This window comes from Acinetobacter sp. B-6, assembly GCF_056930735.1.
Genome location: NZ_JBXPBY010000010.1, coordinates 164,241 through 179,510, shown reverse-complemented (window position 1 = coordinate 179,510; position 15,270 = coordinate 164,241). Strand labels below are relative to the sequence as shown.

The window sequence follows — 15,270 nt, the reverse complement described above, 5'->3', positions numbered from 1 at the left end:
TTAAGGAGTGATGCCCCGTACAATGGAGCATGTCACCGCGAGATTATGATCGAGGAAGATCCTCAAGATAAAATCGGTGGAACAAAATAAAAAGTGTGTCAAATTTTACACCTTTGCTGAATATTTATAAACCTTTGTCTTCAATTAATCTAAATTTTAGTTTTTGATTTTGTCGAAACAGTCATTTATCATCGCCGCGTGACATTTTATTGACTTTAAAAACATAAAACGAATGGATAACTAAATGAATTCGATAAACTTATCTAAACTTAGTTCAGCAATACTCGTTGGCTTGGCATTAACTGCCTGTGGTGGCGGTTCTAGCAATAACGAACAAACATCAAATGGCAACAACCAAAAACCATCCGAAAAAATTGAGTGTATTGACGGGATTCCAAAAAATCTCAAAACTCAAGGTTCAGGTTTTTATGATGAAGAGTTCTTTGTACTTAATGCCGATTACGATGCACAACACAATGAACAATTTGTGATTTATTCAAATGTTCTCAAAAATGGCGTAATTTATCAAAATAGTACAAATTTACTTAAAAATACACTACCACTCGATGACTACAGTGATTCTATTGATTATATTCTGACACCATCTAAACTTGAAACCACAAATAAAAGTAGGTTAACCAGTTCTGGTATTCCATTAGGCTACATCCTGTCTCAGAATAATGACTCAGCGCAATTTGTCATGTTCACAGATTCATGTAATTTAAGTTCAGATTTCCAAGTTTCAACTCATATAAAACGTGTTGATCTTTCAGGTAAGAAAATTTCAGAGCTTTTTGCTTATACCGTTAACTCAAAAGGTCAAAAAGAATATACATATCTGACCAACAACTTGGTTCATTACATGATTTGGGAAAAACCAGAGATTGGCGAAAAAATTAAAAATAGCCAATTTACTTTTCCTCAAGGTTCATTTATCGGTTTCAATGATCAAGAGATTTACAATGCGCCAGTTATATCATTCAGTGAGGGTCAGAATGAAGATGAAAAAACCTTAGATGATTATATTGCAAGTCATTCTTTGAACACTGGTGAAAGCTGGAAAAAAGATACAATGGGTGGATTAAACGTACTTTATGCCATCAACTCAACTACTGGAAAATATGTCTATGGTATTGATCCAATCGTAGAGATGAAGGGGAATCTTTATAATACTGAATGGGCGATACCAGGTAACTTTATTCAATATATTAGTGACTACGAAACTGGTCAGGAAGTCAATGAATTATATTTCAATAAAACAGCTATACAAACTATCGCAGATGCGATTAATGCAACGCTTTAACAACTGAAATGCTTATTGAAAAACCGCCATTTTTATGGCGGTTTTTCTTATATATTCACTCTCTAAAGCTTTGCCATTTTTTAAAACTTCGATCTAGATAATAAGTCAGTTGAGCAAACTGAGGAATAATGGCTTCACTTTGAGTCGGACGTAAAAATACAAAATCATCAACTTCGATTTGAGTTGTTTTTGGTACATTCACCATTTCTTGATTGGTACTACGCCCATATAACACATGAGGATGAATCCCTTGAGGATAAACATAGTCAGCCATCCAATAGCCCCCATAAACAAATAATGCTTTAGACCGATGTGGAAGCTTATTCAAGATCGTTAAACCCGGTAATTGAGAATATGGCAATACTTTTAGTACAGGTGTTGCAATCCATAGACACGCCTGCAAAACGCGCAACCCCTCACTGTCAAAGTCACTTGGTTTAAGCAACATTGAACCAAAAGCAAGATCATTACACACACTCTGTTTTACGTGCAGATAAAAGGTGGGACTTCCTCCGCCATTAAAACAAAGATGAGCATGCCAAAGCTGAGGAAATTGATGTTGAATGATATCTTTGTAGCATTGATACGTTGCTTGTGACTCTTGATACGCCACCTCAACTTTCTTAATGACGGATGGTAGTTTTGTTACATGAGCGTCATACCCCATCAGCCCTGAAAATTTTAAATTGTCAGGATGCTGCTCAATCAACCTGAGTAGTTCAATCATTTGCGCTTTTGAGTCTACACCTCCACGATGCAAACCCACATCTATCTCGATATTGATTTGAAGCTGAATTGCTAAAACTTTCGCAACCTCAAGATATTGTAATAAGCGTGCCTTGGTATCTACCAACCACTGAATATTGGCGTGTTCCGATTGAGGTTGATTGGTATAAAACTGCTGTACAAGCCTTACAGGCATCGGCTTTCCCAGTAAAACATCAGCTTCTGAAAAATTTTCCAAAATCGGCAGCAATTGAGGTAAATGGAAAACCATAAAACGTTGTGTGGACAACTTAGCACTTACCGTCTTGAGCAATTCCATACATGCTAAAGATTTGACCACAAGACGAGGCTGTAAATGGGTTGCGTATTTAAACTTGGTTGTTGCATATTGCAAATTTTGCTCCAAAGCTTGACCATCAATGATCAATTGCGGTAGCGCATCTGCGGATTGTTTTAAATCACGATTTAATTGTTCAAAAAAATGATTCATCGCATATCCTTATATTTTACTATTCATTTGCGGTATACCCACTTGATTCAATCTTATTGATGCATCATTGCGCCAATACCCTGAATTACGATGTAAAGAATAACTTTTCTAAATACGGATTTAAAAACTTTTGCGTATGGTCCAACTGAGCCCTTAACTGCATAAAATCATCCCACTTTGGGTATAAGGCTTGGAGCTGTGAAGCCCCCATATTATGCATTTTCCCCCAATGTGGGCGACCTCGATAATGCTGAAAAATCGGTTCAATTTCATCAAATAATTGGTTTGGAGCTTGTTTGTGATATTGATGAACTGAAATTGAAATCGAATCTTGCTGATAAAACGGACTCAACCAAATATCATCGCCTTTGACAAAACGAAACTCTACTGGAAAAAATGTTTGTGCTTTAGCATTTTTTAGCGCGGTTAATACTGCTTCTAAACATTCCATACCAGACTCAATTGGAATCTGATATTCCATCTCATTAAACTTTGTTTCGCGTGGAGTCGGAAAAATTTGACTGGACCAATCGACGAATGTGGTGGGTTTGATAAAGACACCTAATAATTTTTGCAATTTTGGATTCAATGCAGGAAAAGATTTCGTCAAACTACAGCATATCGTAAGTAAGGCATCTTCTGATGGCCATGATAATTTTCTCGGTTGAATATCCTCATCTGTGATGTCGAGTGTTTTTAATATCAATTGGTCTGCGTGTGAAAATGCAAAGCACTCAATATGGCGATGTTGCGTTTTCCAAAGATCGATATTTTCAAAAAATTCTTTAACTGAACAAAGTCGCACATGCTCCTTCAACTTATAACGAGGTTTGTTTTGCATGGTGATCTTGGTGAGTATTCCTAAACTTCCTAAAGATACGCGCCCTGCTTCAAAAATATTGGGATTGTCTTGGCGACTACACGTCAGTATATCTCCTGAAGCTGTTAAGAGTTCGAAGGCTTCCACATAAGCAGAAATACAGTGCAAATTCAGACCTGTTCCATGTGTTCCAGTCGATACTGCCCCTGCCAAGCTTTGTTGATCAATGTCCCCCTGTTGCATTAAAGACTGGTGTATTGGTTCTAAATATTGATCCAAATTAAACAAACGTGTTCCTGACCAAATATTGGCTTGTGTTAATGCTGTATTTACGTTCTCCACACCAGAAAAATGATCTAAAGATAATAGTGTCGCATCGGTACAAACCAACGGGGTAAATGAATGACCAGCACCTACCACACGAATCTTATGATGGTTTTGAACAATATTTTTTAATTCATCTATACTATTGGGTTTTAAAATATATTCTGGTTGAGAATGTTGAAACCCAGACCAATTGTTCCATTTTTGCTGATTCATAATGCTGATCCTTTAGCGTACTGCGGTTTTTACACTGCCATGATTTGTTCTCAGGTCTATTTCGTGTTGTGAAATTTTTGTAGGGCGAGTGACTTGATCAAACTTGCGTTGCGACTCATCAATCATTAATTGGCTTGCAAGATATTGAAACTTGTATTGAATTGCAGCATGTGTCCACTGCCCATATAAGGTGTGCGCGCCCTCATAGGCTTGCTCTTGATACTCTTCTTGTGTGGTAATGTATCCCATATAATCATTGCAGTAAGACACTAGAGCCGTGGTTGAAATCATCTGATGAGTTGTCAGTTGCTTTGCCACTGTTTGAATCAAACGCTGCCCTGCTGTCGTGGTAATCTCTCCCGGACAGCACACCAATGCCAATGCACCAATGTGAATAATCTGTAAAGGAATAACACTCGGAACAAGTGGACTGGTCTGAATCGCACCTGCTTTCACTTGTCGATTCATTTCTGCAATAAGAGGATCAACAAAACTCGGCGTAAAATCCAGCGGCTTACCCAATAATTGATTGTCAGGGCTTTCAAGCACAATATCTTTGGGAAATTGAGCGTCATACAATGCTTTATATTTTGCATAATCTGGTGCATTTGGATCTGCTAAACGTTTCTTACGTACTTGCCTTGACAGCAGTGTTAAAATTTTAATGATAGGCTTTGACGCACCTTGACCATCAACGGGTGTTCCGCCCATAAATCCAACACCATGACAAGCAGCACTGGTTCTCATCTTCTCAGACTTTTGACTGAACTCGCTTGGGATTTCAACCTGACTTAAATCAACATAACTCAAAATGGCATCTATACCGCCTTTTAGACACATGCTTCCAATCGCACTTTTATTTTGATTCTCAGAATTTTGAAGATCTATTTTAGTTAAAGCCTTGATGGCTAACTCACTTTGATAGCGCCCATTTTGTTGGGCATATTGATATTCTTTTTCACCTTTGATTCGACTGCGAATTATATTTTGTTTCGGACCATGAAAATGTGGAGATACATCTCCAGCTGTGGCTTGTGCAAATATTGCAACAGGATTTTGCACACCTTGTTGCAATAAATACTCTTCACTCTGTATCGCAGCATATCCCTTGTTATCACCATCATGTGCATTGAGTTGATTACCCAAACATGTAGCATGTACGCCAAATAATGAGATAAATGCAACAAGTTGCTGATCACGATAAAATCCAATTAATTGCATTTCACGGTTTAAGGCAAGGTGGGTTTCAGCCTCAGTTCGATGTATCACGTCTGGATTGCGATTATAGGCATCTAATGATCGATTCCATGCGACTGGTGTATCTTGAGGAAATTGACAGGTTTGATAAAAAATTTCTGTTTCTTGTTCCGATTGAATTGCTTGAAGAATACTGGACAAAGCAGCATTGATCACAGCATTTAAATGCTCAGGAACAAAACCCGGCGTCGGCATATTATATAATGCTTCATAGGCACAGCCACCTGGTCCAGAATGGGTATGCGTCGCCATCAATACCAATCGTTGCGGATTAAATTGTTCGTTCAACTTTTCAGTTAAAGCTTTAACTACACCTTCACGCATTGCATAGGTAATACAACCTAAATCCAAACAGCAAAATAATAAGGGGTGTTCTGAGTCTGAACGGCGAATACTGAAACTTCGTGCAAATAAGGCTGTACGTTTTATATAAGCGCGATGTGACCACATGCCATAACCAAACATGGCATAACCTTGTGGTTGGATTTCAATCTCTTGCTTTGCCCAGCCTACCCTAAACATATATGGTATTCCTTTATCTTTTTTATGTGATACATCAGTAGAACTAGATTGAATATTAATCAAAAATATGCGATACCAACTAGGGTAAAAGCAACAACAATATGGGGGGCTAAACGGACTTTATGGGCTCACAACAAAAGGAATCTGCCAATTCGCAATTTTATATTCCGCCTATGATCCTTACCAGTTTGATTCATTATGGGGAACAACAACATTGGCAATATGCAGATTGGTTTAAATTACACAATCTTGATTTGGAACAGATTCGCCAAGGGCAAGGTTTCGTTGCATTTTCGGAACTTTGTGGCGTTATTCAAGATGCACTCAACTGTACTCAACAAAAGCATTTAGGTTTATTGCTGGGTAGCCATGAGGGTCAAATTTCTATTGGTATTTTGGGTTTTGCAATGCAAGCGTGTAAAACTGTTGCAGAAGCACTGGAAACAGCTTTGCAGTACCACCCTATTTCAGGCAGTGTTTTGGATTTGAGTGTTCATTTGAGTCAAGATTATTGTGAAATCGAGCTGATAGAACGCAGTGATTGTGGTCCACTCAAAGCATTTTTTTGCGATGAAGTTTTTGCCAGCATCATGACCTGTTTAAACATGATGTTAGATCGAGATTATGAACTGATTAGCTTAGAACTGAGTTATGATCATTCTGCTTATTCACAAGATTACCAACGTATTTTTCAATGCCCTATACTTTTTAAAAGCAACAGGAATTTAATTCGATTTCCAAATACCCTATTAGCCAAAACACTTAAAAATCATAGTCCAGTCAACTATCAAATTGCGATTCAAATGTGTCAGCAAGCATTAAAGCAATTTAATCAAATCAACCAACACAGCATAGTTCAGGTATTACAACATTTAATTGAGAGCCATTTGCCAGAGCGTTTTGATATGCACCAAGCTGCACAGCATTTCCATTTAAGCGAACGCCACCTAAGACGCTTACTACTCAATGATGGTCTGAGTTTTCAGCACTTAAAGCAACAAGTCTTAGAAAAAAAAGCCAAACAATGGCTTGAAGACAATCAATCAATCAGCCAAATCAGTTTTAATTTAGGCTTTAGTGAGCTTCGAGAGTTTCGTCGTGCATTCAAGAAATGGACAGGATTTTCTCCAAGTGAGTATAAAAAAACTAAACTCTTAAGTTCAATTTCTTAGTATTTAAATAGGTAAATATACATACAGTATACACATGTTCCAACAACCAAAAACTTCTTAAAATATTTATTTAATTCATATTTTTGAAAATAAACTTTCAACTTTCAACAGGACGACACTATGTAAACATATTTACATTTTACAAATACTCGACTAAAGCATAAATGAATTTTAATCATCTTATGCCTATCTTTTAAGCATGGACATTAGAACAAATAGAGACGGAGCTCAACATGGTCAGTGCATATGACGAATTACCACGCACACCTGCAAATTTTGTAGCATTATCACCTTTACGTTACTTAGAACGCGCTGCTTATATTTATCCTGATCAGGATGCAATTGTTCATGGTCATCGTCATATTTCATGGCGAGAAACTTATCAACGTTGTCGCCAATTTGCGCATCAATTACGAAATCTAGGCATCGAGAAAAATGATACGGTTTCTGTTCTCTTACCGAATATTCCAGCCATGATTGAAGCGCATTTTGCAGTCCCTATGGCTGGCGCAGTATTAAATACCTTGAATACCCGTTTAGATGCCAAAACCATCGCATTTATGCTTGAACATGCTGAAACTAAAGTGCTTTTGGTTGACCCTGAATTTGCGACATTGGCGCAAGAAGCTGTAGGCATGCTGTCTCAGAATATCTATATCATTGATGTTGCTGACGTTGAATATGACAAAAATGACTCTACTTCTCGCATCGGTCAAATCGAATATGAACAGTGGCTTCAAGGGGGTGATACTGATTTTGAATGGCACTTACCTCAAGACGAGTGGGATGCTATTAGCCTAAATTATACATCTGGAACTACTGGCAACCCGAAAGGCGTGGTCTATCACCATCGTGGGGCTTATATCAATGCTGCGAGTAATATCATTGCCTGTGGAATGACCCCTCGTTGTAAATATCTTTGGACACTTCCCCTGTTTCACTGTAATGGTTGGTGCTTTGCTTGGACCATCGCAGCAAATGGTGGCACCAATATCTGCTTACGGAAAATTGATCCTGAACTGGTCTATCAACTGATTGATCAATACAAAGTTGATTATTTCTGTGGCGCACCGATTGTTTTGTCAATGTTGATTAACACACCAAAAGATAAGCAAATTAAATTTAAACATCATGTTGAAGTCATGGTGGCTGGTGCTGCACCTCCAGCAGCGATTATTGAGGGTATGCATCATATTGGTGTTCAAGTGAATCATGTTTATGGACTTACAGAAACCTACGGTCCTTCTGCATTATGTGCATCACAAGCCGGATGGAGTGATTTGTCAATTCAAGAGCAAGCTCAATTACATTCACGTCAAGGCGTACCTTATCCTTTGCAAGATGGTATGCGTGTTCTCGATGCAGAAACCATGCAGCCAGTTCCAAATGATGGCAAGACCATGGGGGAAATTATGTTCCGTGGCAACATTGTCATGAAAGGTTATTTAAAAAATACTCAAGCCACTGAAGAAGCATTCAAGGGGGGCTGGTTTCATACGGGCGATTTAGCTGTCTGCCAACCAGATGGTTATGCAAAAATCATGGATCGCTCAAAAGACATCATTATTTCTGGTGGGGAAAATATTTCCTCTTTAGAGATCGAAGAAATCCTCTATACCCACCCTGCTATTATGACAGCAGCGGTCGTTGCTCAACCTGATCCACGTTGGCAAGAAGTGCCTTGCGCCTTTATTGAGCTTAAGCAAGGCGCAGAAACAACTCCTGAAGAAGTGATTGAGTTTTGCAAACAACATTTGGCACGTTTTAAAGTACCAAAGAGCGTGGTGATTTGTGAGATTCCAAAAACTTCAACAGGAAAATTACAAAAATTTATCTTACGTGACTGGGCAAAAGAACGCGCTGTAGGTGAGTTTCAGTAAGGATTTAAATGTCGTGATTCTCTCTTCATAGAAATCATCTTTGGCTCGTCTAAGCAAAGTGAATGATCTAAAAGAGAGGACACGATAAGCCCTGATGATAGACTAAGCGACTCCGATAGGTTGATGATTTTTTAGTTCCTTGTTTTATACGATAAAATACTAAGCCATGAATAAATTACGTATAGAAATAGAACCCGACTTCGAAACGGCACAACAACTTTATCCGACTGTGCTCGAATTAATTGCAAATTACACCCGCTTTTGTGATGAATTCGGTGATGAAGACTCCGTGGAATATCAAAAACTCAGTGAAAAACTTACACAAATCACCCTTAAAGATATCAACCAATATGATCTCTGGGAGTGGTGGGAAGCCGAAGGAATTGAAAACTTAAGCTTTGATATTTGCCTACCCGAGCCTAAAATCATTAAGGATATTTCAAAACAAGAACTAACTGAAATTGTACAACGTATTAAAAAATCAGATTTTACTGCTCAACATAAAAATAATTTTATTCATTCTTTTTATATTCGCACCGTCTTTCCGGGTGGTTATTTCTATAATTTTTTAAAACTCAATTTTAAATATTTTCATCATCGCCTATTTCAGCGTAATAAAGATCAGAATGGTAAATACTTTGAATATTCAACTGAAGAAATTGTAGAACAACTCTGGGCTAAAAGATCTAAATAATGCTCAACTATTTTAAAAATTCTATGAGTAACTGATGTTACGAACTTGATTGAAATTAAGTAGGTGAAAAAGAAAAAGCTAAATTTACACGACGGAGTCTTACATCCGAAGTTTAAATTTATGGAATAGCCTTCGGCTCGAGGTACTTTTGTTTTGGCATGAGGAGCAAAGCTCCGCAAAGGCAACTATCTTGCGCAGCGACATCGCTGCTCACCGCAGAACTCGTTCACTATCGTCAAAATATTCAAAGTTTCGCAGAAACTTTACTTATTAGAAGGAGTCCTGCCTCAAGCAATTGCGGATGACGTTTCCGCGTCCCCACATTCTTCTCGCTCCAAAATTTAATTTTAGAGTTACTGCGTAACATCAGAGAGTAAATGTAATGGCTTGTTCTCATCACAAAATCAGCATAAAACACCGTTTTTTATAAAACTCTTCATCACTTGAATAGTTTAGTTATTTTGTAGCCAACCTTGATCCGATAGTACCTACTTTTACAGTCATTTTATTGGACACAACTTTTTACGATTTTGACTATTTGTATCCTTATTTTTTAATGAAAACTGTTTACACTCAATGCACTTACAAGTTTCAAGCTATTTTTCTTTGACTTTACAGTCACAGAGAAATAACCATGAAATACTTGTACGTCACTATAAGATGTTGCACGATGTAGCAGAACAAATATGTGTCATAGAAGACACACATCGTATTTATGAAGATTATAAATCTGGTTTAACCAGTATTGAGGAAACCGATATGCCACAATACAAAGCACCCTTACGTGATATGCACTTCGTTTTGCATGAATTATTAAATGCAGAAGAACATTACGCTAAACTCCCTGCGTTCCAAGAAACCGTAAGCCGTGAATTGATTGATCAGTATTTAGAAGCTGGCGCGGATTTCTGTGAAAACGAACTTTCTCCTTTAAACCAGATCGGTGATCGTGAAGGCTGTAAATGGGATGATGGTGTTGTGACTACACCAACAGGCTTCAAAGCAGCTTATGACAAATATGTAGAACTCGGTTTCCCTTCTCTTTCAGTTCCTGAAGAACATGGTGGTCAAGGCTTACCAGGCTCATTAGCAACAGCTATTTCAGAAATGGTAGGTTCAGCAAACTGGGCGTGGGGCATGTATCCTGGTCTTTCTCATGGTGCGGTTCGTACCATCGAACACCATGGTTCTGCTGAACAAAAAGCAACGTATTTGCCTAAACTGGTTTCAGGTGAATGGACAGGTACAATGTGTCTAACAGAATCTCATGCAGGTTCTGACCTTGGTATCATCCGCTCTAAAGCTGAACCACAAGCAGATGGTAGTTATGCAATTTCTGGCGAGAAAATCTTCATTTCAGCTGGTGAGCATGATATGGCTGAGAACATTGTTCACATTGTTCTTGCTCGTTTACCAGGCGCTCCTAAAGGCACCAAAGGAATTTCATTATTCATCGTACCAAAATTCAATGTCAATGCGGATGGCTCTATTGCAGACCGTAATGGCGTTCGTTGTGGTTCAATTGAACACAAAATGGGTATCCATGGTAATGCCACATGTGTAATCAACTTTGATAATGCGAAAGGCTTCTTGATTGGACCAGAAAATAAAGGTCTACACTGCATGTTCACGTTTATGAACACTGCACGTATCGGTACAGCGGTTCAAGGTTTAACAGCATCTGAATCATCTTTCCAAGGCGCACTTGCCTATGCCAAAGACCGTTTAGCAATGCGTTCACTTTCTGGTCCAAAATCACCAGAGAAAGAAGCAGATCCAATCATCGTTCACCCTGCTGTACGGAACATGCTCATGACGCAAAAAGCATTTGCTGAAGGCGGTCGTGCACTGGTTTACTTCTTGTCTCAATATGCAGATATCGTTGAACAAGGCGTTACTGAAGAAGATCGTAAATTCGCTGACAACATCTTGTCTTTATTAACACCAATTGCAAAAGCATTCTTAACTGAAACAGGTTCAGAGTCAGCGAAACATGGTGTGCAAGTCTTTGGTGGTCACGGCTTTATTTCTGAACACGGTATGGAGCAAATTGTACGTGATACACGTATCTCTTGCTTATACGAAGGGACGACTGAAATCCAAGCACTTGATTTGCTAGGTCGTAAAGTATTGGGAACTCAAGGTGCAATGTTGAAAGACTTCACCAAGATTATCCATAAGTTTGCAGAAGCAAACAAAGACAATGCTGATCTAAAAGAATTTGTTGAACCATTGGCTGCTCTGAACAAAGAGTGGGGTGATTTAACCATGCAGATCGGTATGAAAGCTATGCAAAACCCTGATGAAGTGGGTGCTGCAGCAGTAGATTACTTATACTTCTCTGGCTATGTAACACTTGCATTCTTGTGGGCGCGCATGGCGCTTGTTGCTCAACAGAAATTAGCTGAAGGTTCTACCGAAACTGGCTTCTACAACGCAAAAATCAAGACTGCTCGTTTCTACTTCAAAAAGATTCTTCCACGTGTTCGCTCACATGTAGATGTGATTGCAGGTGGCTTAGATCCTTTGATGTCATTAGATGCTGAAGATTTTGCATTCTAAATAGAATGTCGAATTAGACATTTAAAAAACTGTACTCAAGAGTGCAGAAATAGAAAAAGGACGGTCATAGCTTTGGCAGTCCTTTTTCTTTATAAATAGACCGTAATTTTACTTAGATCATTTAACAACATTCATCATTGTTGATTAGACTGGTCTGAGTCTACAGATTCAAACAATAAACAGGTGAACGAACATGCCAATTTATAATGCGCCACTTGCAGATATGAAATTCATTCTGAATGACGTTTTCAATGCAGAACAATTCTGGCAAGCCAATGAAAAGCTTGCACATGTTGATGCAGCAACGGCTGAAGCGATTTTAGAAGAAATGGCTAAATTTGCTCAAAATGTTACGCTTCCACTCAACCGTACTGGTGACGAAGAAGGCGCACATTATGAAAATGGCAAAGTAACGACACCTGCTGGCTTTAAAGAAGCTTTCCAACAATACGCTGAAGGTGGTTGGATCGGTTTAGGCGCAGATGAAGAATGGGGCGGTCAGGCAATGCCGAAAATGCTGACTGTCCTTGCAGACGAAATGCTATTTGCAACCAACCCTTCTTTCATGCTCTACCCGCTTCTTTCTGTGGGTGCTGGTATGGCGTTAAACAGCTATGCCTCTCAAGAGCAAAAAGAAACCTACTTACCTAAAATTTATTCAGGTGAATGGTCTGGCACCATGTGTCTAACTGAACCACATGCAGGTACGGATTTAGGGATCATCAAAACTAAAGCCGAACCAAATGAAGATGGTTCGTACAACATTACGGGTACGAAAATCTTTATTACTGGTGGTGACCATGATTTAGCTGAAAATATCATTCACCTTGTTTTAGCAAAAACACCGAATGCTCCAGCAGGTTCACGTGGCATTTCGCTGTTTATCGTACCTAAATTTATTGTCAATGCCGACGGTTCATTGGGTGAACGCAATACAGCTGGTCCTGGTTCAATTGAGCACAAAATGGGAATCAAAGCCTCTGCAACATGTGTCATGAACTTTGACGCTGCCAAAGGTTACTTGGTTGGTAAAGAAAACGAAGGTTTAGCTGCAATGTTCGTGATGATGAATTACGAACGTCTGTCGATGGGTATTCAAGGTCTTGGTGCTTCTGAATACGCTTATCAAAATGCAGCTCAATATGCGACTGATCGTCTGCAAGGTCGCAGCGCAAATGGTGTTCAATCTCCAAACAAACCGGCAGACAGCATCCTTGTTCATGGTGATGTACGTCGCATGTTATTGAATGCACGTGCCAATAATGAAGCATCTCGTGCCTTTGCTGTATATGTTGGGCAACAACTCGACATTACTAAGTTTTCTACTGATGCCGAAGCGATAGCAAAAGCCAATAATCGAGTTGCACTATTAACCCCAATTGCGAAAGCCTATTTAACTGATACTGCTTTTGATGCAGTAATTGATGCGCAAATGGTTTTCGGTGGTCACGGATTCATTCGTGAATGGGGCATGGAACAATGCGTACGTGATTTACGTATTGCCCAAATCTATGAAGGTACAAACGGCGTACAATCACAAGATTTGATCGGTCGTAAAACCATTAAATGCAATGGCGAATTTATTGCCGAATATATTGCTGAAATCCGTGATTTCGCTAATGATTTAGACACAGATCTTAACTTCATCAAAGATGCAACCTTAGACGTTGCGACTGAAGTGGACATGATCACTCAGCACATTTTAGAACGTGCCAAAGAAAATGCAGATTTCGCTAATGCTGCTGCTGTGGACTATCTACACGCTGTAGGCTTGTTAAGCTTTAGCTATATGTTTGCACGCATTGCCAATGCTGCAAAAAATAAAGATGGTCAGTTCTACCAAGATAAATTGGCATTAACGCATTACTTCATTCAACGTATTTTGCCTGATTTACATGCACGTATTGCAAAAATCAAAGCAGGTGCAGAAGTATTAATGAACTTCAGTGAAGACTATTTTACGACGCAAGCTTAAGTTCAAAATGAATTGAAGCCAGTAATCAAAACGCCCGATTCATCGGGCGTTTTTCATTGATCATTCATTCAAGTAGTTTTGGATCTGGAAATGGTAATTTATCCTGAGACTCGCTAGGCATTGCAACCCATTTACCTTTGTCTTGGTAAAAATCAGATTGTGTTTCATTGGTTGCAGCGCCTAACTTGACTGAAATCGTACATGCAATTTGTTCTGGATGTGTCGGATTTACAGCAGGAATACATGTACCTAATTTTATTTCTGAAATCATTGCGCCGATTTCTGTTCCCAACAACTCAGCTGTGGCTTGTTTTGCTTCTGCAACTGTAGGGACTTTGATCGTATCAGCACTCGAAAACTGGCTAAATAATAGAATATTGAAACATGCAACTATGCGGGTTATTTTCATCTTTTCTATCCGTTGATCATTAAAATTTAATTTAAAAAATTATCGACATCACAATCTAACATGACTGAATATTAATGACTTTACACTATTGGTTTATCTTGTATAGAGACGATACAAGAATTTTCACTGATTCCACCATAGTGAAAAGTTTGTTTTATTTTGATTGAATTTATAGTGAAAGACGATTTTATCAAATAGCTGATCACGTGAATTTTATTTTCAACTTGTAATCATAGATCCTACTCTTTAAGTTGCTGAAACAAATCCAAGATAAAAAAAAATAAATATAACTTTCATGTGCATGAAATTTGCATGATGTTTAATTCACAATACAACATAGAAATGGAGGAAGTTATGAACAAAGATCCACGTATAGAAAAAATAGAAAACCTCCTCGATAAATTAGGCAATATTGCCGTAGAAGCTTTTCACTATATTGCCCTATTTATCATCGGTTGTATGATTGCATGGTCCGCAGTGCATACCATCATCGAAATTTTGACTGTAAAACAATACGCCAGCATTGATGATATTTTACTCTTATTTATTTACCTAGAATTAGGGGCAATGGTGGGGATTTACTTTAAAACCAATCATATGCCTGTACGTTTTTTAATTTATATCGCGATTACAGCACTGACTCGATTATTGATTTCAGATATCCAACATGACCATAAAGCGGATATTGATTTGGTGATTATTACAGGTTCAGTTTTAATTTTGGCAATTGCAATCTTGATTGTACGTTATGCATCTTGGACTTATCCCTCTGTGATTCGAGATAAACATAGTGAAAAACCATTGGCACATGGAAAAACGCCACGACCAGAAGATGATGAGTTAGCCTAACATCAAATTTCTTTATCTATATCTGAAATAAAACCTTCAGCGTTGTGAAATCAACATCAAATTTGATTCAC

The 15,270-nt window shown here is 38.4% G+C and carries 11 protein-coding genes; 7 read left to right on the top strand and 4 right to left on the bottom strand.

The genetic code is table 11. The annotated features are described in order from the left end of the window. Nucleotides 1-244: 244 nt before the first annotated feature. Nucleotides 245-1,303 (top strand): hypothetical protein, encoded by a 1,059-nt coding sequence (locus AC1Z3T_RS13795; RefSeq protein ID WP_100884573.1) that lies wholly within the window; start codon nt 245-247, stop codon nt 1,301-1,303. A gap of 55 nt (nt 1,304-1,358) precedes the next feature. On the opposite strand, the gene AC1Z3T_RS13790 is transcribed toward AC1Z3T_RS13795, so the two are convergent. The 3 genes from AC1Z3T_RS13790 to AC1Z3T_RS13780 all read right to left on the bottom strand — a co-directional run bounded on the left by AC1Z3T_RS13790 (nt 1,359) and on the right by AC1Z3T_RS13780 (nt 5,658). After that, nucleotides 1,359-2,519 (bottom strand): alanine racemase, encoded by a 1,161-nt coding sequence (locus tag AC1Z3T_RS13790; protein ID WP_100884572.1) that lies wholly within the window; start codon nt 2,517-2,519, stop codon nt 1,359-1,361. 85 nt (nt 2,520-2,604) lie between these two features. Then, the gene (locus tag AC1Z3T_RS13785) at nt 2,605-3,879 is read right to left on the bottom strand and encodes a D-arabinono-1,4-lactone oxidase (protein WP_100884571.1); all 1,275 of its coding nucleotides are present in this window, start codon (nt 3,877-3,879) and stop codon (nt 2,605-2,607) included. 12 nt (nt 3,880-3,891) lie between these two features. Next, nucleotides 3,892-5,658, bottom strand: coding sequence for a neutral/alkaline non-lysosomal ceramidase N-terminal domain-containing protein (locus tag AC1Z3T_RS13780; protein ID WP_100884570.1), 1,767 nt, complete (start codon nt 5,656-5,658; stop codon nt 3,892-3,894). 122 nt (nt 5,659-5,780) lie between these two features. On the opposite strand from AC1Z3T_RS13780, the gene AC1Z3T_RS13775 reads away from it, so the two are divergent. From AC1Z3T_RS13775 to AC1Z3T_RS13755, 5 genes are all read left to right on the top strand, one after another. Continuing rightward, on the top strand, nt 5,781-6,830 hold the full coding sequence (locus tag AC1Z3T_RS13775) for an AraC family transcriptional regulator (protein ID WP_100884569.1): 1,050 nt from the start codon (nt 5,781-5,783) through the stop codon (nt 6,828-6,830). Nucleotides 6,831-7,063: 233 nt separating this feature from the next. Beyond that, nucleotides 7,064-8,710, top strand: coding sequence for an acyl-CoA synthetase (locus tag AC1Z3T_RS13770; protein ID WP_100884568.1), 1,647 nt, complete (start codon nt 7,064-7,066; stop codon nt 8,708-8,710). Nucleotides 8,711-8,876: 166 nt separating this feature from the next. Next, the gene (locus AC1Z3T_RS13765; protein WP_100884567.1) at nt 8,877-9,404 is read left to right on the top strand and encodes a hypothetical protein; all 528 of its coding nucleotides are present in this window, start codon (nt 8,877-8,879) and stop codon (nt 9,402-9,404) included. 759 nt (nt 9,405-10,163) lie between these two features. Continuing rightward, nucleotides 10,164-11,966, top strand: coding sequence for an acyl-CoA dehydrogenase C-terminal domain-containing protein (locus AC1Z3T_RS13760; protein ID WP_010590750.1), 1,803 nt, complete (start codon nt 10,164-10,166; stop codon nt 11,964-11,966). Between the two features lie 193 nt (nt 11,967-12,159). Further along, on the top strand, nt 12,160-13,941 hold the full coding sequence (locus AC1Z3T_RS13755) for an acyl-CoA dehydrogenase C-terminal domain-containing protein (RefSeq protein ID WP_058967326.1): 1,782 nt from the start codon (nt 12,160-12,162) through the stop codon (nt 13,939-13,941). 64 nt (nt 13,942-14,005) lie between these two features. Here AC1Z3T_RS13755 and AC1Z3T_RS13750 read toward each other — a convergent pair whose 3' ends face one another. After that, nucleotides 14,006-14,350, bottom strand: coding sequence for a hypothetical protein (locus tag AC1Z3T_RS13750; RefSeq protein WP_004827821.1), 345 nt, complete (start codon nt 14,348-14,350; stop codon nt 14,006-14,008). Nucleotides 14,351-14,704: 354 nt separating this feature from the next. Here AC1Z3T_RS13750 and AC1Z3T_RS13745 point away from each other — a divergent pair, with 354 nt between their 5' ends. Then, on the top strand, nt 14,705-15,199 hold the full coding sequence (locus tag AC1Z3T_RS13745) for a phosphate-starvation-inducible protein PsiE (protein ID WP_005030925.1): 495 nt from the start codon (nt 14,705-14,707) through the stop codon (nt 15,197-15,199). Nucleotides 15,200-15,270: the final 71 nt, after the last annotated feature.

What these genes read in the sequence shown, in the direction of transcription:
- AC1Z3T_RS13795 (WP_100884573.1), top strand. Translation starts at nt 245, where the DNA reads ATGAATTCGATAAACTTATCTAAACTTAGTTCAGCAATACTCGTTGGC.
- AC1Z3T_RS13790 (WP_100884572.1), bottom strand. Translation starts at nt 2,519, where the DNA reads ATGAATCATTTTTTTGAACAATTAAATCGTGATTTAAAACAATCCGCA.
- AC1Z3T_RS13785 (WP_100884571.1), bottom strand. Translation starts at nt 3,879, where the DNA reads ATGAATCAGCAAAAATGGAACAATTGGTCTGGGTTTCAACATTCTCAA.
- AC1Z3T_RS13780 (WP_100884570.1), bottom strand. Translation starts at nt 5,658, where the DNA reads ATGTTTAGGGTAGGCTGGGCAAAGCAAGAGATTGAAATCCAACCACAA.
- AC1Z3T_RS13775 (WP_100884569.1), top strand. Translation starts at nt 5,781, where the DNA reads ATGGGCTCACAACAAAAGGAATCTGCCAATTCGCAATTTTATATTCCG.
- AC1Z3T_RS13770 (WP_100884568.1), top strand. Translation starts at nt 7,064, where the DNA reads ATGGTCAGTGCATATGACGAATTACCACGCACACCTGCAAATTTTGTA.
- AC1Z3T_RS13765 (WP_100884567.1), top strand. Translation starts at nt 8,877, where the DNA reads ATGAATAAATTACGTATAGAAATAGAACCCGACTTCGAAACGGCACAA.
- AC1Z3T_RS13760 (WP_010590750.1), top strand. Translation starts at nt 10,164, where the DNA reads ATGCCACAATACAAAGCACCCTTACGTGATATGCACTTCGTTTTGCAT.
- AC1Z3T_RS13755 (WP_058967326.1), top strand. Translation starts at nt 12,160, where the DNA reads ATGCCAATTTATAATGCGCCACTTGCAGATATGAAATTCATTCTGAAT.
- AC1Z3T_RS13750 (WP_004827821.1), bottom strand. Translation starts at nt 14,350, where the DNA reads ATGAAAATAACCCGCATAGTTGCATGTTTCAATATTCTATTATTTAGC.
- AC1Z3T_RS13745 (WP_005030925.1), top strand. Translation starts at nt 14,705, where the DNA reads ATGAACAAAGATCCACGTATAGAAAAAATAGAAAACCTCCTCGATAAA.